Annotated in this window: 11 protein-coding genes; 6 read left to right on the top strand and 5 right to left on the bottom strand. The window is 62.2% G+C overall.

Annotation, left to right across the window (positions count from 1 at the left end; genetic code table 11):
- Positions 1-130 precede the first annotated feature (130 nt).
- The 5 genes from EDC35_RS07275 to EDC35_RS07255 all read left to right on the top strand — a co-directional run bounded on the left by EDC35_RS07275 (position 131) and on the right by EDC35_RS07255 (position 9,151).
- Positions 131-1,066, top strand: a complete 936-nt coding sequence (locus EDC35_RS07275) for a glycosyltransferase (RefSeq protein WP_165903372.1) — start codon at positions 131-133, stop codon at positions 1,064-1,066.
- Positions 1,067-1,117: 51 nt separating this feature from the next.
- Positions 1,118-4,390, top strand: coding sequence for an HAD-IA family hydrolase (locus EDC35_RS07270; RefSeq protein WP_132976579.1), 3,273 nt, complete (start codon positions 1,118-1,120; stop codon positions 4,388-4,390).
- The gene (locus EDC35_RS07265) at positions 4,387-4,614 is read left to right on the top strand and encodes a hypothetical protein (RefSeq protein WP_132976578.1); all 228 of its coding nucleotides are present in this window, start codon (positions 4,387-4,389) and stop codon (positions 4,612-4,614) included. Before EDC35_RS07270 ends, EDC35_RS07265 begins: the two co-directional genes overlap by 4 nt.
- A gap of 26 nt (positions 4,615-4,640) precedes the next feature.
- Positions 4,641-5,567 (top strand): glycosyltransferase family 2 protein, encoded by a 927-nt coding sequence (locus EDC35_RS07260; protein WP_132976577.1) that lies wholly within the window; start codon positions 4,641-4,643, stop codon positions 5,565-5,567.
- Positions 5,568-5,935: 368 nt separating this feature from the next.
- Positions 5,936-9,151: a glycoside hydrolase family 99-like domain-containing protein gene (locus EDC35_RS07255; RefSeq protein WP_243651508.1), complete on the top strand. Its 3,216-nt coding sequence runs from the start codon at positions 5,936-5,938 to the stop codon at positions 9,149-9,151.
- Here the strand turns inward: EDC35_RS07255 and EDC35_RS07250 are convergent.
- The 4 genes from EDC35_RS07250 to EDC35_RS07235 all read right to left on the bottom strand — a co-directional run bounded on the left by EDC35_RS07250 (position 9,133) and on the right by EDC35_RS07235 (position 19,679).
- Complete coding sequence (locus tag EDC35_RS07250) at positions 9,133-11,664, bottom strand: glycosyltransferase (RefSeq protein ID WP_132976575.1); 2,532 nt, start codon at positions 11,662-11,664, stop codon at positions 9,133-9,135. The two genes, EDC35_RS07255 and EDC35_RS07250, sit on opposite strands and share 19 nt — an antisense overlap.
- Positions 11,664-15,509 carry a glycosyltransferase gene (locus EDC35_RS07245; RefSeq protein ID WP_132976574.1) on the bottom strand — a complete coding sequence of 1,282 codons (3,846 nt, stop codon included), beginning with the start codon at positions 15,507-15,509 and terminating at the stop codon, positions 11,664-11,666. Before EDC35_RS07245 ends, EDC35_RS07250 begins: the two co-directional genes overlap by 1 nt.
- 104 nt (positions 15,510-15,613) lie before the next feature.
- Positions 15,614-18,103 carry a DNA topoisomerase 3 gene (locus EDC35_RS07240; protein WP_132976573.1) on the bottom strand — a complete coding sequence of 830 codons (2,490 nt, stop codon included), beginning with the start codon at positions 18,101-18,103 and terminating at the stop codon, positions 15,614-15,616.
- A 148-nt stretch (positions 18,104-18,251) separates the two neighbouring features.
- A complete protein-coding gene (locus EDC35_RS07235) occupies positions 18,252-19,679 on the bottom strand; it encodes a formylglycine-generating enzyme family protein (protein ID WP_132976572.1) in 1,428 nt (475 codons plus the stop codon).
- A gap of 442 nt (positions 19,680-20,121) precedes the next feature.
- Between EDC35_RS07235 and EDC35_RS07225 the strand changes: the two genes are divergently transcribed.
- A complete protein-coding gene (locus EDC35_RS07225; RefSeq protein ID WP_132976571.1) occupies positions 20,122-21,429 on the top strand; it encodes a DUF3422 family protein in 1,308 nt (435 codons plus the stop codon).
- On the opposite strand, the gene EDC35_RS07220 is transcribed toward EDC35_RS07225, so the two are convergent.
- Positions 21,419-21,928 carry a retropepsin-like aspartic protease family protein gene (locus EDC35_RS07220; protein ID WP_132976570.1) on the bottom strand — a complete coding sequence of 170 codons (510 nt, stop codon included), beginning with the start codon at positions 21,926-21,928 and terminating at the stop codon, positions 21,419-21,421. The two genes, EDC35_RS07225 and EDC35_RS07220, sit on opposite strands and share 11 nt — an antisense overlap.
- Positions 21,929-21,936: the final 8 nt, after the last annotated feature.

Below are 21,936 nucleotides of genomic sequence, written 5' to 3'. Positions count from 1 at the left end.
AGTCTGCGCGCACTATACCACGCTGTTTCCTTGGGAACCTGCATCTCCCTGGGTTGCGGGCGCGGATCCGGATTTTAAGGAATATCGCCTGACCCGAGCCGGAATGTCTCAATTCGATGGAGCAGATTGCGTGCCCGTTTCAGATCGTCGCCACCCATTCACAGAAGGGCATTGCGCTACGTCGTTGCCGCTGGTCAGCGTGATCGTGCGCAGCCTTGACCGCGAGACACTTGCCCAGGCACTGGACAGTCTTGCCGCACAAACGCATCCATTGATCGAGATCCTGCTCGTCAATGCCAGAGGATCGGATCATCGTCCGGCACCGGATCTGTGGGGCGAACGGCCGGTCAGATTCATCGATTCATCCCAGCCCGTGCCGCGCGCGGCGGCGGCCAATCGCGGACTGGACGCGGCACGGGGTGACTGGCTGCTGTTTCTCGACGATGATGACTTTCTCGCGCCCGATCATCTGGCCGGACTGCTGGAGGCGGTCGGACAGTCGCGCGCACAGGCGGCTTACAGCCACTGCCAGGTGGTGGATGGCGCGGGTCACGCGCTGCCTCAGCGTTTCGCGGAATCATTCGGGCAGGCCAAACTACTGGCGGGGAATTTTCTGCCGATCCATAGCGTGCTCTTTGCGCGGACCCTGCTGAGTGACGGATGTCGCATTGATGAGTCGCTGGACCGTTTCGAGGACTGGGATTTCTGGTTGCAGGTCGCGCAGCACACCGATTTTATCGAAGTGCCGAGACTGACCGCTTTTTACCGGATTGATGCCGGCACCGGTTTCGGCGTGAGCGCGCCCATTGATGAGATTCATGCCGGCGCCCTGTTGCTGGCGGCGAAGTGGCGCGAGCGCGTGACGCCGCAGGGATTTCTGGATCTCATGGAGCTGGCGCGCCAGAATCGGTATCTGGAGCAATTACGACACGATCTGGCGGAGCAGGCACGCGCGCGACTGGATTGTCAGGCGCGCCTGGACGCGGTGCTGGACTCCACCGCCTGGCGTCTGACCGCACCGCTGCGGCGTCTGCTCATCCGGCTGCGGGTTGGGAGACGCGGTTAGTCGTCAGTCGTCCTGCCAACTGCCAACTGCCAACCAGTTTGAGTCACCATCATGGCGTCACCTTTGATTTCAGTCATCATTCCGGCCTATAACCACGAGGGGTATGTGGCGGAGGCGGTCCATTCGGTCCTGCAGCAGGAAGAAGTGACCCTGGAAGTGATTGTGATCGACGACGGTTCGAGCGATGACACCCTGGCGGTGCTCTCCGCCATCGATGATCCGCGTCTGCAACTCCACCATCAGGCCAATCAGGGTTCGCAGCGCACCATCAATCGCGGTCTCGATCTGGCGACCGGCGACTATCTGGCGATTCTCAACTCGGATGATCGCTTCCATCCCCGGCGTCTGGCGCGTCTGCTGGAGGTGAGTCAGGCAGGCGGTTGCGATCTGATTCTGAGCGATCTGCGTCTGATCGATGCCGCTGGCGACCCGGTGACCGACCCGACGCACTGGTGGCGGCGCTGGCATGCGGATCTCAAGGCGCGCTATGTCGCGGAAAGCGATCCGGCGCGCGCACTCCTGACCGGCAACTGGGCCATCACGACCTCCAATTTCTTCATGACGCGCGCGGCCTACGCACGGCTTGGCGGTCTGCGTCCATTCCGCTATGTGCTCGATTACGAGTATCTGCTGCGCGCCGCGACCACGCCGGGGCTGAAACTCGAATTTCTGCTTGACGAGCCGCTGCTCGATTACCGCCTGCACGGCGCCAACGCCATCCTGGAACACCCGCTGCGGGCGAATCTGGAGACCGATTTCCTCTTGCGCCAGTATCTGCCGCGTGTGTTCGGCGCAGAGATCGCACCCGGACTGGCCTATCTCAACCGGATCAAACGGCATATCGTCAAGCTGGATCGCGAAGGCTGGCGTCGCCGCTGGCAGGCGACCGTCGATGGTCTGTCCGAGTCGAACACCGAGCTGCACGCGATCAATCTGGAGCTGGACAGTGCCAATCGCGCGCTGAACGAGAGCAACCGCGATCTGCACCGAATCAATGTTGAACTGAGCACATCGAACACGGGGCTGCATACCGCCAATGTCGCCCTGGATCAGGCGAATCAGAGTCTGGTTGCTGCGAATGGCGAGCTGGATGCCGAACGCCAGCGCCTGAACGATCTGTTGTCAGCCAGCGAGGCGAAACTGGTCCAGGTTCAATCCGAACTGGATGCCGTGTGCCATAGTCGCATCTATCGGTTTGGATTCGCACTGCTGAGCCCGCTGCACCGTCTGCGGCGGATTGGTGCCGGTCTGACATCCGGCAAACCCGCCCATGCACGCGATCCGGCGCAGTTGCACCAGTTGATCGAGGCCAATCTGGACGGCGTGAAACTGGTCTCATTCGACATCTTCGACACCCTGCTGGAACGGCTCATCGACCCGCCGGATCATGTCAAGCTGATCGCCGCACGCGGCTTGGTCAGACATCTGCGGGTCCATCTCAGCAGGGAATGGGATCTGGCCGATTTGCTGTCGCTGCGCGCGGACGTGGAAGCGCGTCTGCGGCGCGAACGTCAGGCGGATGCCAAAGACCATGAATGCCGTTTCTCCGATCTGGCTGCCGAGATGGCGCGTCTGCTGACCGGCGCGCCGGATCCTGAGCTCGCGGACTGGATCGTCGCTGAGGAATTGCGCGCCGAGGGCGACTGTCTCTATGTCAAACCGGGGATGGAATCGCTGTTGGATCGACTGCGCCGACGCGGATTGCGGGTGATTGCGGTCTCGGACATGTATCTGGATCAGTCGCATCTGGAAATTCTGTTCGCGCGGCTGGGTCTGTCCCCTTTCATCGATCAGATTTATGTCTCGTCCGACACCGGCATCGGCAAATACACGGGCCGCCTCTTCCGGCATGTGCTGGAGACGGAGGGAGTCGCCCCCCAGTCCGTGCTGCATATCGGCGACAACCACCATTCAGACGTGAAGATGGCGCTCAGTCTCGGGCTGCGCGCCATCTGGCTCGACGACCGCGCCAACAATCGCCGCCGCGCCATCCTGCGCGGTCATGCCTGGCTGGCAGTGAAAAACCCCTACTGGCGCGGACGGCATCTGATGCAGCTCATCGCCCCGGAGCCGTCGCGGGGATTCGCCTTCGATCTCGGTTTTTCCTACCTGGGACCGATCTTCTGCACCTTTATTTTCGGCGTGATCGAAAAGGTCCGCACCGAGCGGATTGAGCGGCTGTTTTTTCTCGCCCGCGAAGGCGAGCTTTTTCTGCGTCTGTTCGAGTATCTGGCACCGCGACTCATGGAGCCGGAGGAGATCCCGGCGGTCGAGTATCTGTACGTCTCACGCAAGTCCACCGCCCCGGCGGCGCTGGCCGATGGTCTGGCTTATGAAACCAGTCTGGCCCCGCTCTACAATCCCAAACAGCAGGGACTCCTGAGCCTCTGCCGGACCTTCGACATCCCGCCCGCAGACATCCGCGAGATCGCCGCGCGTCATGGCTATGACCTCGACGAGCCGATCTACGACTGGCATTCGCCCCGCTATCGGGCGCTGATCGAGGATCCGGCGTTTCAGTCCGTGGTCAGGCGACACGGCAGCGCCTGCCGCGAACTGCTTGGCGATTATCTGGCGCAGAACGGCTTTTTCTCGGCGCAGCGGGTGGGGCTGGTAGACATCGGCTGGAACGGCTCCAGCCAGCGTTATTTCCAGGACGCCTACGGCGAACGTGCGGATTATCCGCATGTCTTCGGGCTCTATCTGGGCTGGGTGCATGGCATCCGTCACAGCTTCGATCCGGCGCGCAACACCATCTTTGGACTGCTGTACGATGTGCGCCGCCGCAACTGGCTGGAGGATGGGGTCTCGCGTTTCGAGGAACTCTTCGAGGAAGGCGCCCGCGCGCTCCATGCCAGCACCCTGGGCTATGCCCGCGACGCGAATGGGCGGGTGGAGCCGGTGCTCAAGAGCGACGCCGCGCCGGATCGTCGCGCGGAGCTGGCCATGAACCCGCAGATCGATGACTTCCGCGCCGGGGCGCTGGCCTTCGCCGAGCGCTTCGTCCATGCCGCGCGCCTGACCGGCTACACCTTCGAGGAGATTCGGCCTTTCATCATGACCCTGACCGAACGGGTGGTGGCGCATCCGACACGCGAGGAGGCACAGGCGCTGATGCAGGTGACGCACTCCGAGGACTTCGGTTTTGACGCCGTCATGCACCTGACGCATGATCGTCTGCGTCTGCGTGATTTTCTGTCCCCTCGCGCCGTTCTACAACGGCTGCGGGGCTCGAACTGGATCTATGGCTCGGGACGTCTGATACCTTTGCCAGGGCTGAATCCACTGCTGCGTTATCTCGATTTGAGTCGGATCCGTCCATGAACCCATCCTATTTCGATCATCGCAACGACCTTGCCCGCTGCACCAGCGGTCAGCATGTCCGCGTCTGGCTGGTCTGGTGGCTCGTCAACCGTCGTCAGCCGCAGGCATTGACGGTGCGTCCACGCTGGAGCGAGCTGCTGCTGTGCTGGCTGCTCCATCATGCCACGGGCTCCATCATGGCGCTGGCCGTGCTCTGGAAACGGCTGGGCCATCGGCTCCGGTGACGCCATCGCCAACGGCGAACGCGAACATGACGCCAGAAACGGTCGCCGCCATCATCGTCAGCTATAACCCTGAGCCGGCGGAATTCGCACAGCGGTTGGCGCGGATTGCGGTTCAGGTCGAACATCTGGTGCTGGTGGATAACGCCTCGCATCCATCGCTGCGGGCAATGCTGGTCGCGCAGGCCGCCGCGCAAGGCGCCGTGCTGCTGGAGAATGCCGACAATCTCGGACTGGCGACGGGACAGCGTCAGGGGATCGAGACCGCACTGGCGCTGGGCGCGACCTTTACGCTACTGCTGGATCAGGACAGTTTGCCCGCGCCGGATCTGGTCGCCCGGCTGCTGTCCGCTTACCGTCGGCTCTTGGATGATGGACGGCAGATCGCTGGCGTCGGGCCGCGCGCGGTCTTCGAGCCATCGGGTCGTTCCATGCCATTCATCCGTTTCACGCCGTATGCAGCACTGAAAGGCCGCTGTCAGGGCATGGATGACCTGATCCGCACCGATTTTCTCATCTCATCCGGTCTGCTGACGCCGGCCTGGGTCTATGCCCGCGTTGGTCTGCCGGAGGATGCGCTCTTCATCGACAACATCGATCTGGAATGGTGCTTTCGCGCCCGGCATCGGGGATTCGATTTATACGGCGTCTGCAATGCGGTGCTCTATCACCAGATCGGCAAGCAGACGCGGTTTCTCTCCGTGCGTCACAGCAAGGGACCGATCTACATTCATGATCCGGTGCGTCAGTATTATCAGACCCGCAACCGTTTCCTGCTCTATGGTCGCCGCTATGTTCCCTGGGCCTGGAAGATCCAGGACTTCCCGCGTGCGCTGTTCAAGCTGCTCTATTTCGGACTGGTGATCCCGCCCCGGCGCGAACACCTGCGGATGATGGGTCTGGCCCTGTGGGATGCGTTGCGGGGCGTGACCGGTGCCTTCCGGCATAACCCTTGACCCGACATAGAAATCGATGCAGCGAACGGAAGCCTGGATTTCTTGTGGAAGAATCGCCTGACGCGAAACGAACCGGAGCTGACTGATGAGTGGCGAATCGCCGGGTCGGAGGTCGGTTGACATGTGTTTTCACGGGCACCGACAGCCTGTTCTCTGATATTGTACCGTCCTGGTCTTGCGAGACCTGACACCCACTCCACACCATGCCTGATGGCCTCAGGGACGATGCTCTCGCGTTGCGCTATCGGGCAGCGAATAGCACGTTCAAGCTACGAAATATGGTCGCCGATCTGCTTCGTCCTCTGTGGCGCCTCCTGCCACTCGATATTCCCGCACGCCAGCGCATTCAGCGGGCAATGTTCCGCACCTTGCCATTTTTATTTAAATCGCATCCGGGGTTCCAGCTCTATCAGCAGGCCCGTCAGCGTGGCGATTTGTGGCGCGGAACCGGAATTCTGCCAGAGGAGCGGGTGGTCGAACCCGTCGCATACCTTGACGCCGAACCACCAGGTCTGCTCCCAGCGCGGCTCATCGCCTTCTATCTGCCTCAGTTTCATCCGATCCCTGAGAATGATGCCTGGTGGGGACGGGGCTTTACCGAATGGACCAACGTCGTGCGGGGCAGACCGCAGTTTCCCGGCCATTATCAACCCCACTTGCCGGGTGAACTGGGGTTCTACGACCTGCGACTACCCGAGGTCATGGAGCGCCAGATCGAACTCGCGAAGCGGTATGGACTCAGTGGATTTGCCTTTTACTACTATTGGTTCAATGGCAAGCGACTGCTGGAACGACCGCTGGAGGACTATCTGAGCCGGCCGCTGGATTTCCCCTTCTGTCTCTGCTGGGCCAACGAAAGCTGGAGCCGACGCTGGGATGGGCGCGAAAACGAGATCCTGATGGCCCAAGCGCATTCCCCCGAGGACGACATTGCCTTTATTGCTGCGGTCGCAAAATATCTCCGCGATCCTCGCTACATCCGCATTGGACAAAGACCGCTGCTGCTGGTCTACCGTCCGACTCTGCTCCCGAACCCGGCTGAAACCGCCGCACGCTGGCGTCGCTGGTGTCAAGACAATGGTATCGGTGATATCTACCTGGCATACACGCAATCATTCGAGTCCACTTCACCAACCGATTATGGCTTCGATGCCGCCATCGAGTTTCCGCCCAACAATAGTCATCCGGTTGACATCACCAACCAGATCGAGAACCGTGACCCGGCCTTCAAGGGCAGAATCTACGACTGGACGGTCTATCCTGAGCGCAGCCGTCATTACATGCCCTGCGATTACCCGCTGTTTCGCGGCGTCAATCCAGGCTGGGACAATGAGGCACGTCGACGCGGCAGCGGTACACTATTCCTCGGCTCGACACCGGCGGGGTATCGGGAATGGCTGGAAAATGCGATCGAAGACACGGCTGATCGCTTCTCGGATCCCTCCGAACGACTCGTCTTCATCAATGCCTGGAATGAGTGGGCGGAGGGCGCACACCTCGAACCGGATCAACGTCATGGCTACGCCTATCTACAGGCAACCCGCGACGCACTGCTGCGCTCACGTACCAAAGTCCGCCGCGAGATCCTGCTGGTGGCGCACGATGCGCATCCCCACGGCGCGCAGTATCTCGCACTCCGCATGGCACAACGACTCCATGAGGATTTCGGTTATCAGGTCACGATGGTGGTGCTCGGTCCGGGCAGCCTGCTCCCCGACTATGCCGCTGTCGCCGACGTGCATCGACTCGACGCCGACACCGCTGATCGCGCGCCCGGACACCGGCTCGCCAAGCGGCTCCGCGAACGCGGCATCGAGGATGCTATCGTTAATTCGACCGCTTCGGGTCGATTCACACCAAGTCTGCGAGCGGCTGGATTCCGCATCATCGCCCTCGTGCATGAATTGCCAGAGCTGATCCGCAGTCTCGACCTTAGAGTTCATGCGCATCACATTGCCACCGACGCGGATGTCGTCGTCTTCCCGGCGCGCATCGTCCGTGATGGCTTCATCCGCTTTGCCAGTCTGCGCGACGCTCAGAGTCGAATCCGTCCTCAGGGGCTCTACAAGCAGAATCGGCTTGCCGCACGGCTGACATCCAAGCAGATCCGCACCCAACTGAGGCAACAACTCGGCTTGCCCTTATCGGCGCGGATCGTACTGGGGGTCGGATATGGAGATCGGCGCAAGGGATTCGATCTCTTTGCGCTGATTGGTCTGGCGATCTACGCGTCACGCTCCGATACCTATTTCGTCTGGGTGGGCGGCATCGACAGCGGGATGCGGACAATGGTCGAGCCACTCATCGACCAGGCAAATGCGCAACCCCATTTTTTGTTTCCCGGACACTTGCCTGAGACAGACGCCTTCTATGCCGGTGCCGATGTCTATGCCATGACCTCACGCGAGGATCCATTCCCTTCGGTGGTGCTGGAGGCGCTGGCCGTCGCGGTGCCGGTGGTTGCCTTCGAGGATGCTGGCGGGTTTGCCGATCTTGCGCCCAGCGGAGCCGTGCGCCTGGTTCCCGGATTGACGGTTGATGCCTTCGCCCAGACCATCACCGAATTCCTCGACCATGAGGACGCGCGCCGCGCGGCAGGGATGCGCGGGCGCGAGTTGATCGTGCGTGACTTCGGTTTTCAGCGATATCTGTTCGATCTCCTGGCGGAGACTCGCGCGCCTTCGCCAAGAATCTCAGTGGTGGTGCCCAATTTCAATTACTGCCGCTATCTGCCAGCAAGGATCAAAAGCATCCTTCACCAGACCCTGCCGATTTATGAACTGATCGTCCTGGACGATGGATCGACCGATGACAGCCGCCACTGGCTGGAAACCGAACTGCCGCGTCTCGCCCCCGAGGCACAGATCATCCTCAATGCCGACAACTCGGGCTCGCCGTTTGTGCAATGGCTCGCCGGGCTGGAACGCGCGCGCGGCGACTATGTCTGGATTGCCGAGGCGGACGATCTGGCGGCCCCCTCGTTTCTGGAGGAGGCGATGCGCGGTTTTGCCACGCCGGACGTCGTGATGAGCTTCACCCAGTCGCGCCAGATCGATCCCACCGGTGAGGTGCTGTGCGGGGATTATCTGGACTATGTCGCTGATCTGTCACGCGAGCAATGGCGCCGTCCTTATACGCGCTCCGGGCATGAGGAGATCGCCCAGGCTCTGGCCGTCAAGAACAGCATCCCGAATGTCAGCGCGGTCGTTTTCCGGCGCCAGGCATTCCTGAGTGTTCTGCGCTCCAATCTGGAGCGGATCCGCCGTTACCGCATCGCGGGAGACTGGGTGGCCTACCTGGAGCTGTTACGCGAAGGATCCATCGCCTTCTCGCCGCTGGCATTGAACGACCACCGCCGTCATCCGCGCAGCCTGACGCTGTCCAATTTCAATCTGATGCAACTGCGAGAGATCGTTGAGGTCCAGCGTCAGGTCGCCACCAGTATCGACCTGGATGCGGACATCCGCGCCAAAGCGGATGCCTATGCACAGAGTCTTTATGAGTCGTTCGGTCTGGCGAGCAAGGAGGCGCCGCGCTTTACCGACTGTGAGGAGCTTGGCGTTGCTCAGGCCAGTTCCAGATAACGCGCGGCAATGGTCCGCCAGTCCAGCGGCGCGACGAACTCCCGCGCCGCCACGCCCATACGCTGACTCATTTCCGGAGCCGCCAGAAGAGCGGCAACCGCCTGCGCGAAACCATCATGATCGTCAGCGAGGCTCGCCTGCACACCTGGTTTGATCGGGATCCCCTCGGCGCCTTTGGTGGTACTCACGACGGCCAGACCAGCCGCAAAATAGTCAAGGATCTTCATGCGCGTCCCGCCGCCTTTCTGTAGCGGGACGACAGCCAGATCCGCGCCTTTCAGGTAAGGCGCCACCGAATCGACCGGCCCCGTGAAGATCAGGTGCGGATGGAGCGTCAGTGCGGGCGGATAGGCACCGATCGCCAGCACCGTTGCCGCCACGCCGAGACGTTCGAGTCGCGGCAAAATTTCTCGCGCCATGACCTCCATCGCTTCCAGATTCGGTGGATAGAGATAGATGCCGTGATAGACCAGGATCGCCCGCTCGCACGGGATCCGGTAGATGGCATGCAGGTCAAGCGGTTCGGCGCGATCAAATTGTTCCAGATCCACGCCATGCGGGATCACATGCAACCGCTCGCCCCCGACCCCCGCCTCCAGCAGACGCTGGCGATCGGCCTCGGAGACCGTGATGACGGCATCCGAGCGATTGCACCAGGCAAGCTCGATCTCCCGGAGCAATCGCAACCCGTGGGCTGGCAGATCAGGCGTCTGTTCCGCCAGGCGCAGATACTCGACATTATGCTCGACCAGCAGCGCCCGTCCTCCGAGCAGATCGCGCGCCCAGACCGTCGCACGACCATAGGCTGGAAACTCCGCCTGATAGGTGCGCGCGCCGGTCTTCAGGGCCAGGTAAAGGATACGGACGATGAAGCTCCAGTCACCGACCGGGTCATAGAGAAAGGCGTCGCCAGAGGGTATGCCGGCTGCGATCAGATTCTCGCGAACCCTTTCCTGATCCGGGCCGATCCGTTGCAGCCAGCGCGGGAAACGTCGTTCCTGGAAGCGACCGGCGCGCACCTCATGGTAGATGGCGCGATCCTCGCTTAGCAGATAGACGGCCTCGACCAGATGCGATAACCCCCAGGCAGTGCGGTCAATCTTTACTGCCGCACCATGATTGGCGGGTCGGATGTCAGAGCGCGAGACGAGGATGACCGCGTCGGTTCGGTAAAGTCGACCCATGGCGCGCGCGACCGGCAACAGCAGGCTTCGCGATAGCTGCCGGACGTGCCTGCGCATGCGCCGCGCAAGCGCGAGGGGCAAGGATCCACTCAACGCGGACGCCGGGCTGTCATCAGGCTGATCAGCGGGTCTGGGGTCGATGCTGGTGGCCGGGGGTGGCGCGACCGGCTCCAGTGCGATCAGTGGCGCGCCGGGAACAGCTTTGACAGGGGCGCGGAGGAACGCAAGCAGCGGCTTGATCGTCAGGGCATAATGAAAACGCTCGTCAACCAGCCTCAGTGCATTGGCAGATTTGCTGGCGATCAGGTCGGGACGGGCGACGATCTCACCGATCACTGCATCGAGCTCGTCTTCGTGGTCAATCACCCAGCCGGCATCCTGGGCGCGGATCTGCTCCGCCAGTTCAGTGTACCCATTGCAGATCAACGGCAGGCCATTACGCAGGAACTCCATGGCGCGGAATGACTGGCTGTGCCAGCGTTCTGGATTCTCGTCCGCAAGCTCAATGCCAACATGGCATGCGCTGCGCAGAAATCGCTGCATCTCGCCATAGGGCAGCAACTCGTGGCGCTTGACGAGCGTCGCTGGCCAGGCCGCTTCACGCGGACCAGGGACCGGCTTCTCCTCTTCCAGCGAATAGAGATAGCGACCCGAGAATAAGGTCAGTTCCTCGCCGCCCGTGCCCTGCTGCTGGAGCGCGCTCACCAGGGTGTCGAACCAGCGTTCGGTGCGACGCCAGGGCCAGGAAACGCCACCGGAGACCAATCGCAGCCTGATGTCGGCAGTCGCTCCCATCGGCGGCGCGCTTTCGGTCGAGATCGGCAGCACATCGATGGGCGCCGCCACCCGGCAGTCGAATCCGGCCAGGATCAGCCAGGCGGTCAGAAAGCTGGCCTGACGCCGGTTGCCGACCAGAAAGCGATCAGCCCGACGGTAACAGGCGAGTGCGCGTCCAACCTCGCCGGAAAGATCGAGCTGGTCCTGATACATGGCTTCCAGGATCCGTGGCGCGACCACATCCAGGATGATCGGCAAATCCAGATCTTCCGGCAGCCATTCGATCAGCTCCCAGTAACCGACAATCAGCGCCTCGGGAGACTCCTCACGGATCAGTGAGGCCAGGGTGCTGCGGTCCTGGTAGACGCGCACCCGAATGCCGGGCCGGGGTGCCGGATCGGCGGGCGTGCCCAATGCCGCAGGATGGACATGCACGATCTCGATCCCGGCCTCGGCAAGGCCGCGTTCGAGATAATAAGCGCGCACGCTGTTGCCCGAGGCGATGCGCGAGTCGTCGAGAAACTCGCCATGCGTGATCAGCAGAACCTTCATCAGAAACGCTCCGACAGCAGTCGTTTTAGTATGACCTGCGCGGTCTGTCGGGAAAAATGGGTTTCGATGTTAGCGAGTCCGTTGGCGGCAATGGACTCCCACAGCGTCTGATCGCGGTAGAGACGGACGACCGCAGCGGCAAAGGCGGCGGCGTCCTCGCCGATCAGGATGTCTGTTTCCGGACGCAGGAACATGCCCTCGCCGGCACAGGGCGTGGCGACTGTCGGGACACCATAGGCCATGCTCATGTTGATCTTGCCCTTGACGCCAGCCCCGTAACGGAGTGGAGCAATCGAGAGACGCGCCCGCGCAAAGAAAGGGGTGACATCCTCGACATAGCCGGTCACATGTAAACCCTGGTCGGGGGCATCCAGCGCCAGGACCTCCTGAGGCGGACGGCTGCCGATGAGATAGGTCGGCACCGGTCCGAGCTGAGCCCGAACCAGGGGCAGAATATCGTTCACATAGTATTCAACGGCATCGACGTTGGGTGTGTGATTGAAGCCGCCGATGAAGACGATGGCATCACGCGCCGCAAAAGGCGTTTCAGTCGGATGCAGTGAGTGGATGTTACTCAGAATCTCGACCCGAACATCCGGTGCCTCGGTCGCGAGCAGGTCGCGCTCGACCGGGCTCACAACCAGGGTGAGATCAGACCGGCGCATCAAGTCGATCTCCTGACGTTTGCATTCGATCGCCTGTTTGAGCGCGACGGGGTCGCCGCGCAGCTTGGCTTCGCGCTGTTCGCGCAGATAATGCAGATCGACGGTATCAAACCAGACCCATGCCTGCGGGGCGTGCAGATGCACGACATCCAGAAAGGCGGTGGCGACATAGTGCCGGCTCAGGATCACAAGATCGAAGCTGTTGCCGCGCTGCTCAAGAAACGTCGGGATCGAGCCGACCAGCGGACGATAGAGCACCTCGATCCCCCGACGCCGGAGGTAAGGGCCGTAGGGCGCGCAGAGTTCGAGGTTCGAGGGAACAAAGGTGACATGCCAGCCAAGGTCGAGAAAAATCTCCAGGAGACTGGTCATCCGCAGTGATCCCGAATCCTGATCCGGGGTCGGCATGACGGCATCCAGAACCAGTAACCGCTTGCGGCTTGTTTCCAGCAGGGCGGGCACGCAGGGCTCGGGGCTGACGACGGTCGCCGTTACTTCCGGCTGGTAGAGAACGGACCAGCCGCGCGAACGCATCCCCTCGAATAGATGCATCAAGCCGAAGGTATCGACTGGTGAGACGGAGGCCGCAAGCGCCTGTCGCACCGCTTCCTGATTCAATAACAGACAGACATCCGAGGCGGCGTCCACCTCGCGCAGATAATTATATTCTGGTGCCTGCGGATCCCCACCCGCACCGAGGTGCAGGAGTTTTCCATCATGTGTGCGCAAAATTCCCGCCTGAACCAGCCAGCCATCCGTGCCAATCACCTTGGAACAGACCGCGCCGGCCGCCGTCCCGGTTGCCTGGGCATCCCGCCCGGCATCTAAAAGCCGGGTCAGCCAGTCAACCGGATGCAGCGATGCATTGACGGTTAACAGCAGCCAGTCAGCCTTGCACTGTGCGAGCACGGCGGAGAGCCTTGCGGCAAACCCCTTCGTGTCATCGATCTGCACGATCCTCATCTGCTGCAACCGGGTTTGCAGAAGCGCCGCCACCGGATGCTCCCGAGGGCAGAGAAGCAAGACCTCAATCGGCGGCGCGTTTGGGGTCTTCGCCAGCCCTTCCAGCAGGTAACGCAAGTCCAGGCTTTGGATGCCGAGATCAATCAGGATCGAGACCAGCGGCCGTGGGTGTGACGATGGCAGTGCAATCGATTCGAGTTCGATGACCTGCCACAGATCTGCCAGGCTGGGATTGCTGCGGCTGGTACCCGGCGAGCCCAGACGCGAACGCAAAGCGCGCAGTACAGCCAGCGGCCCAAAGGCCTGAATGATCAGGACGAGATGCCAAAGATGGGAGGTTGATCGGGACAACGGCGCCACCATTTTCAGGGTCGCCCGCTTGAATGCCCGTCGCGGCCCCCTGAAGGGACGCACCACCCATTCACCCAGAGAACGCATGCGCCCCTGGAACGCACGATACCGGGCCAGATCATCGCGACACTTGAGGACGTCGTCCAGTTGTTCGATCCCGAGCAGGCCTAACCATTTCCGGCTGGCGTCCCGCTCTGACTCAGCGGCACGGCAATACCCCTCGTTTGCCAGAATCCGCTCACGCAAACTACGGACCTGTTCATCCAGCGCACCTTTCTCGGCGGAGAGGAGCGCGAACTGAACCTGACTCTGCTCCAGATCGGTACGAACCCGGTCGAACTGCTTGTACAGATCGCTCATCTGCATGACGTCGCGCTCACCACGCTCGCGCAGCTCCAGGTACATGGAGCGATGCTTGGCATAATCGGCGATCACCATCAACTGCTCCAGGCTCCAGCGCGAGCGCCACTTGGCGAACAGCGCGGCGCGTCCATGCTCAACCGCCGGATCGGCATGGCGAATCCCAAAGCCGCTTGATTGAGCGATCCGATACACAGCCGTCACAGCATTGACATGCACCAGGTCGGTGAGCGCGCTGAGCTGGATCCAGAAATCCCAATCTTCGTAGACATGAAGCGCCTCATCAAAGCGCAAGTCGTCTCCGAGGAGATGACGACTGAATAGCACGGCGTGGATTGGCAGATAGTTTTCCACCAGCAGACGCACCGGATCGTGCGACTCGTTGAACACATGCAGAACCCGCCTCTCGCCATCAGCGCCCTGAGTCCGACATTCGACCCCGGCGTAGGCGGCCGAGGCGCCATCTGCAGTCTTGATCGCTTCGACCAGCCCGGCAAGATGCTCGGGCAGGAACCAGTCATCGTCATCAAGGAAAATGACAAACTCTCCGGATGCGGCGGCCAGCCCGACGTTCGCGGCAGCGCCACGGCCGAGCGGAGCGCCGGTCGAGACCCGGCGCAGCGGAAATTCACCGCACCAATCAGGGAGAGTCAACGCCATGCAGCCGGTCACATCGACCAGGATCACCTCGACATGGCGATAGGTCTGAGCAGCGATGGAGTCCAGCGCCTCATCCAGGGTCGCGCGCCCCGCCGAGCGGATCACGACCGACACCAGCGACCCCGGCGCAATGGTGGGCTGAAACGCGCGCCTGAACGGACGCGCAGCCAGGCCGGGCAGACAATCCGGGATCTCCGCCGACGCGGCCAGCCAATAACCCTCTGCGGCTGCAATAGACGCTGGCAGGTTGAAGGTACGCACCCGATTGAGGGCCAGGGTCTGCTGATCGAGCGGGGTTGTCAGTCGCGATTGGAAACAGGCCATGGCCTGTTGTTTTCGCTCTAAGGTGGCGGTGATGTCGAGCAGCCGGTTCGGCGTCAATGGGACGCCAATTTCATAGGCTGCCAGACAGCAGCGGCCCGCCGCACGCCGCACTGATTCGCGCGCGATCAGACCCCATCGGGCGCGAACGGGGTCAGGATCCTCCGGGAAAGGGGCATAAAGCAACGCGGCATCAATCTCGGCGATCAGCTGCATGACCCGGCGCACAGATCCTTCGTCATAGGCAAGATGCGCGCTGGATACTGACCAGAAACGGATGTCGTCATAGCCAAGACAGGTGGCGCAGGCGCGACTCTCTGTGATGGAGGGTATCTCGACCGACGAAGTCTCATTGCCGCTCGCGACAACCACCACGACCTGATCGCCAGCCTGGACATGGCGCGCAAGTGCGCCGCCGCACCCAAATGCCTCATCTCCCGGCTGGGCGACCAGGGCGATGACGGGGCCGTCACCCAGGACCAGGACTGGATTGTGCGGAATCAGGCTGTTATCTAGGCTGGTCATCACGAGTGAAGAGTTGATCGATGGTGAACGGAACGGAAAGGTGGTCAATAGCCGTGCGATGATACATCAGACGAACACCAACACGGCGACGATCCAGACTCCGTTCACTCGAACACCACTCGCCATTGTTCGTCGAGATGAAGGCGCACCGCGCGCCGGGGCTCTCCGTCGTCGCCTGCCAGCCCATCAACCGGCCCGGTGTGTCCCTGCTCAATCAGCTCGCGGATCTGTCCCTCGTTGAGTATCAGACCGCCAGCCGACTTCCAGACCACGAAATCGCAGCCTTCGCGGTAGCGGTTGCAGCCATATCCCCGGCGACCCTCAATGATCTGGCCTTGACCGCATTTGGGGCAGCGCGGCGGTTGTTCGCGGATACCCGTGCGCGATGCGGAGACGGGCTCAGATGATGCGGTGCTGAAGTCGAAAACGACCTTGCCCGTAGCATCGAGACGCAGGGCGGCGGTGAAGGGCTTGCCGGCCTTGGAACAGAAACCCTCGATCACGTCGGTTCGCCCCTGCTCGATGAGCTGGCGCACCTGTGGCTTGGTCAGGCTCAGGCCCGCAACTGTCTTCCAGATGGTGAATCCGCAGCCGTCGCGATAACGGCTGCAACCAAAGGCCCTGGTGTTTTCGGTGATTTCGCCGGTCTTGCAGAGCGGACATTTGCCGAGCCCGGCGGACTGCACGGCGCCAGCGCGCGCGGCGCCTTTGCCGCCCCGGCGCTTGGGCTCGCCCTGCCGCGCGGCCTCGACCTGCTCGGGGCTCAGGGCCGGCCCCTGGGCGATGCAGGGGATGAGATCGCGCACGAAGGCGACGATGTCACGGTAAAAACCGGCGACATCGCCCTCGCCACGCTCCACATCCTTGAGTCGCTGTTCCCATTCGGCGGTCAGCTCGGGGCTTCTGAGCGGCGCGGCCACCAGACCGATCAGCGCCCTGCCCTTCTCAGTCGCGAGGATCTGTTTGCGCTGGCGTTCCAGATAGCCGGTGCGGATGAGCTTTTCGATAGTCTCAGCGCGAGTCGCCGGGGTGCCGAGACCGGACGCCGCCATCGCCGAGGCCAGTGCATCGTCTTCAATGGTGCGTCCGGCGTTCTTCATGGCGGCGAGCAGACTGGCGTCATCGTAGTGGCGCGGTGGCTGGGTCTCTTTCTCGCGCACCTCCAGTCGGTCCACATGAACCGTCTGACCCGGCTCCAGCGGCGGCAGCGAGCCCGGCGGCTCGCTGTCGTCGCTCTCCGCTGCGGCGTCCTTCTGCCTGCCCGAGCGCGGACGATCCGGCCCGGCCTCCTTTGCATCGACCCGTTTCCAGCCCGGATCCAGAACCACTGAGCCGCGCGCCAGAAAGAGCCCTTCGCCGATGGCGATCTCGACCCGCGTTTCCTCCAGCCGCTGATCCGGCAGAAAGATGGCGACAAAGCGTGCGGCGACCAGATCATGGATTTTGCGCAGCGGTCCCGGCAGATCAGCCGGCGGGATCTTGCCGGTAGGCAGGATGGCGTGATGATCGGTCAGCTTGGTGCGGTCAACATAAGCCTTGCTCAAGCGGTGCCCGGCCTCCAGACGCTTGAGCGCCTCAGCGGCGAGCGGGTGCTCCAGATTGCGCAGAATGCCGGGGAGCCGGGGCAGCATGTCTTCCGACAGATGCCGGCTCTCGGTACGCGGATAGCTGATGAGCTTGTGGGTCTCGTAGAGTGTCTGCGCCTGTTCCAGCACCTGCGCGGCGGTGAAGCCGAAACGCCGATTGGCGTCGCGTTGCAGACTGGTCAGGTCATAGAGCGGCGGCGGACGGTTCTGGCGGATCCTTTTGTCCACCTTGCGCACGATGCCGGTCGGGTGCGGACTGAGCGCGCGGTGCAGACGCTCGGCGGTTTCCTTCCTCTCGATGCGTGTCGCGCCGTCGAGCAGATAACGGGCCTCGAAACCCTCGGCCAGATGGGCGACCAGCTCATAGAAAAACGCCTTGGTAAAACCGGCGATCTCAGCATCACGCGCCACGATCATGGCCAGGGTCGGGGTTTGTACCCGACCGATGGTGCAGAGCACGCGGTTATGCACCGTATAGGCGCGGGTCAGATTCATGCCCACCAGCCAGTCGGCCTGGGCGCGGGCACGCGCGGCCTGGGCCAGATGATCGAATGTCTGGCCGGGCTTGAGGGTGCGGAAGCCCTCGCGGATCGCCTCGTCGGTCAGGCTGGAGATCCAGAGCCGTTCGACCGGCTTGTTGCAGCGCGCCTGCTCGTAGATGAGCCGGAAGATGTGCTCGCCCTCGCGCCCGGCGTCGGTTGCGCAGACGATGCGTTCGGTCTCGGGGGCGTTGATGAGCGCCTTGACCAGCCTGAACTGGCTGGCGGTTCGTTCGCCCACCTGCAGCTTCCAGCGTTCCGGCACCATCGGCAGCGGATCCAGCGACCAGCGTCTGGCCCAGTCCTCGCCGTAGTCGTCCGGCTCGGCAAAATGGATCAGGTGACCCAGCGCCCAGGTCACCCGATAGCCGTTGCCCTCCAGACAGCCTTCACCCTTGCGGGCGGCGCCGAGCACCCGGGCAATATCGCGCGCCACGCTGGGTTTTTCGGCGAGGACAACGGTGGTCATGCGGGGTTTGTGCGATTCAAATCGAAATAGACAGGATTAATAGGATTTCCCAGGATGGACAGGACTTTTCAAATCATTGTTTTTAATCCTTTTAATCCTGTCCGATGACCGCATCTCAGACGGGTATAAATTTTCCTGGAAAGCCGCTTCATGGTTCACGGGCCACTCGGAATCCCAGTAGATTGAACTGACTCTGAGGCGTGAAGCGGGCGCGGACATGCGAGCGCATGGACACCGACGGTCGGTTGAAGGCTCCGCCCCGGGCGACCCGTGTCGCACAATCGCCATCCAGTCGCGGGCGTCCGTCGTCCGGCGCGCCGCGATAGCCAGCGGTGTAGCAATCGGCAACCCATTCCATTGCATTCCCCGCCTGATCGTAGAGACCGAATGGGTTGGGCGGGAAACTCCCGACCGGTGCCGTCGAGCGATTGTCCCACTGGCTGCCACAGTCAAGACAGACGGCGCGTCCGGGCTCCATGCCAAAGCCCCACCAGTAAGAACCGGTGCCGCCAGCGCGTGTGGCGAACTCCCATTCCGCCTCGCTGGGCAGCCGATAGCGCCTGCCGGTCTCCCGCGACAGCCAGTCGGCATAGGCCGTCGCCTCATCCCAGCTCACGCCCACCACGGGGCGGGTGTCGCGTCCCCAGCCGAAATCATTGGGCAGTGACCGTCCTGTCGCCCGCGCGAAGCGGTCATAGTCACGGAAAGTCACCTCATGGACACCGATCAGAAAGGGATCGATCCGCACCTCGCGCGCCGGGCTGAAATCCTCGCCAGAGAGACTGTTGCTGCCCATCTGAAAGACACCGCCCGCAAGCGCCGCCATCGCCGGACCCAGTCCGCCGCTGCGGAGACGGTCATTCTGCACGCGCGGCGGTTCGGATTCCGTCACGGTTGAGCTGGCTGTCTCCGGGGTCCTGACCACTGGCTCAGTCTGGGAAGCGGTCGCGCCCGCTGTCGATGTCTGAACAGCGACCACGGCAGGCACCTCCGCTGGCTGGCGCAAGCCCGCCAGTTGGAAATCAATCCGATCCCGGATCAGATAGAGAAACACGCCCATGGACAGTGACAGCACCACGAACAGCACCAGGAGCCCGGCCAGCGCGGTGTTCACCGGATGCCTGACCGGTGCGGGGGGCGGCGCGGGCCGGCTGGGAGCCGCCGGGCTGATTGCGGCTGACGGCGGCTGGCGCTCGGCCATTTCCCGCCGCAACTGCTCCAGTTCAGACTGTGCATCCTTGAGCGCCTGCTCCTTGCGCTCGACCTCCTGTTTAAGGCCATCGAGCGCCATGTTGTGATCTTCCAGCTCGTCTTCGAGACGCCGGCACTCTTCGGTGATCTGATCGAGCGCCTGTGCCTTGGCCTCCAGGGTCTGTTGCAGCACCGTCATTTCCTGGTGCAGCGCCAGACGCTCGGTGGCGGAAGCGACCGAGTTGTCAGAGGCATAATGGCGTTCGGCAAGCTGGCGGTTCAGACGCTCAACCTCCCGCGCCGCCTCCTGGCGCATTTCATCCAGGGTCTTGCGCAGGGTTTCAGCGTCTTCATCATAAAATTGCGAGTCGAGTTGTTCAGCCATCCTGAAGGCATCACATTGCGAGATTGCGGGGGGTCCGCAACGGGTTTGAAGAAAGTCGTCAGTCGTCAGTCGTCAGTCGTCAGTCGTCAGTCGTCAGTCGTCAGTCGTCAGTCGTCAGTCGTCAGTCGTCAGTCGTCAGTCGTCAGTCGTCAGAACGATGATCCGACGGGAACTTTTCAGAATCAAGTAAACAAACTGCAAACTGCAAACTGCAAACTGCAAACTGCAAACTGCAAACTGCAAACTGCAAACTGCAAACTGCAAACTGCAAACTGCAAACTGCAAACTGCAAACTGCAAACTGCAAACTGCAAACTGCAAACTGCAAACTGCAAACTGCAAACTGCAAACTGCAAACTGCAAACTGCAAACTGCAAACTGCAAACTGCAAACTGCCACAACGCCTGTGCGAATGAATTCGCACCTACAGGAAAGCCTGCACCATGCCATTGCCATTCAAGGAACATCCGCTCCGTCATCAGGGCATCGCCGAGCTGCATGCGCGCACCTATGAGCCGCTGCACGCACCTGAGCGTGTCTCACATCTTGCGTCCCTCTGTGGCGAAAAAGGCAGTGGCCGCAATGTCCGGCATCTGCGACGGCTGCTTGAGCATTATGGCCTGCCACAGCCGGAAATGATCGATCAGTATTATTCAGCCCGGCTTGGCGACATCCGGCTGCGCTGGGAGCGTCACACCGAGTTTGTGACCTACACCTTCAGCAAACAGGGCGCCTTCGTGCATCCCTTCGCCTATCCGGTGCTCAATGAGCTTCCGCGCGACTGGCTGGCCGAGATGCCGGGCGAGGTCGTCGCCGCCGTCTCGCTGGCGCTCGAATCGCGCGACATGCCCGAGCGCAGCAGCGAGGAACTGAGCGAACTCTTTGCCGGCAATGTCATCATCGGCTCGGAAGTGGTGAATGGCGCAGCGCTCGCCTGGTCGGATCTGCGGATCCACAGCGATGGCTGTTCGCGAATCCTGCTGCGTGATCGGGGGCTGTCCGATAATCAGGCCGGCCGCTCGGCCAAACGCTTCCTCGAAATCAATTCCTACCGCGCCATGGCGCTGCTGGGTCTGCCCGTCGCGCGCGAGGCCAATGGCTGTCTGAGCAATGCCGACCGTCGGCTGGTGGAAGTGGCGGCGCGAATGGCCGATGAGGACGCCTTCGGCAGCGGCGTGCCGGATGCCGAACTCCTGGCCGAGCTGACCACCCTGGCGGCCGAGATCGAGACCCTGGCGGCGCGCACCAGTTCGCGCTTCGATGCCTCGCGCGCCTATTACAAGGTCATCCAGCAACGGCTCGAAGAGCTGCGCCAGCGGCGCATCGAAGGTTTGCAGACCTTCTCTGAATTTCTCGACGCCCGTCTCGCCCCGGCGATCGCCACCTGCGAATCGACCGCCAGACGCCAGCAGAATCTCGCCGAGCGCGCGGCGCGTCTGACCAGTCTGTTGCGCGCTCGGGTCGAGGTCGGGCTGCAAAAGCAGAATCAGAATCTGCTGGAGTCCATGAACCGGCGCGCCCAGTTGCAACTGCGATTGCAGGAAACCGTCGAAGGGCTCTCGGTGATCGCCATCGGTTATTACGGGGTCGGGCTGGTCGGCTATCTGCTGAAAGGACTGGAGGCCCACGGTCTGCCGCTCGACGCCACCTATACTACCGGTCTGGCGGCGCCGGTCATCGTCGGCGCGGCCTGGCTCGGGATCCGGCGCATGAAGGCACGCTTGCACAAACAGGGTTATTTCAACGATTGACGTCAGGCCGCAGGGTCATCTCGCCACCGGCGAGGATGACCTCCATATGACGCAGATAGGCCATGCCCAGCAGCACCTGACCGCCCTGAAGGTTCGGCAGTACGGTCGCATTCACCTGCCGCACGATCAGCCCGCCGACATCGACCGAATCGAGCCGGGCGGACCAGCCCTGCACATTGCCATTGCCGGTCACATGCATCTCCCCCTGTTGCAATGGCAGCCTCAGACGCTGCGCCAGCCAATAGGACATGGCGACATCGGCGCAGCCCGTATCCACCAGGAACTCCACCGGCTCGCCATTGATGCGTCCGGTGACCACATACTGGTGGACGCCATTCTCTTTCAGCACCACCTGCGGCAGACCCGATGGCCCCGGATAGGCGACCGGATTGGGATTGCCGCGCTGACGCATCTGCACGCCCATCAGCAGCACCAGCGCCAGCACCGCCAGGAGCACCAGGACAGAACTGCTGTTTTGCTTGAGCCACGCCTGTTTCATGCTGTCAT

It is taken from the genome of Thiobaca trueperi (assembly GCF_004342175.1).
GTDB classification, from domain to species: domain Bacteria; phylum Pseudomonadota; class Gammaproteobacteria; order Chromatiales; family Chromatiaceae; genus Thiobaca; species Thiobaca trueperi.
The sequence above is the reverse complement of the archived record's forward strand: the minus strand, read 5'-3'. Positions and strand labels throughout refer to the sequence as shown.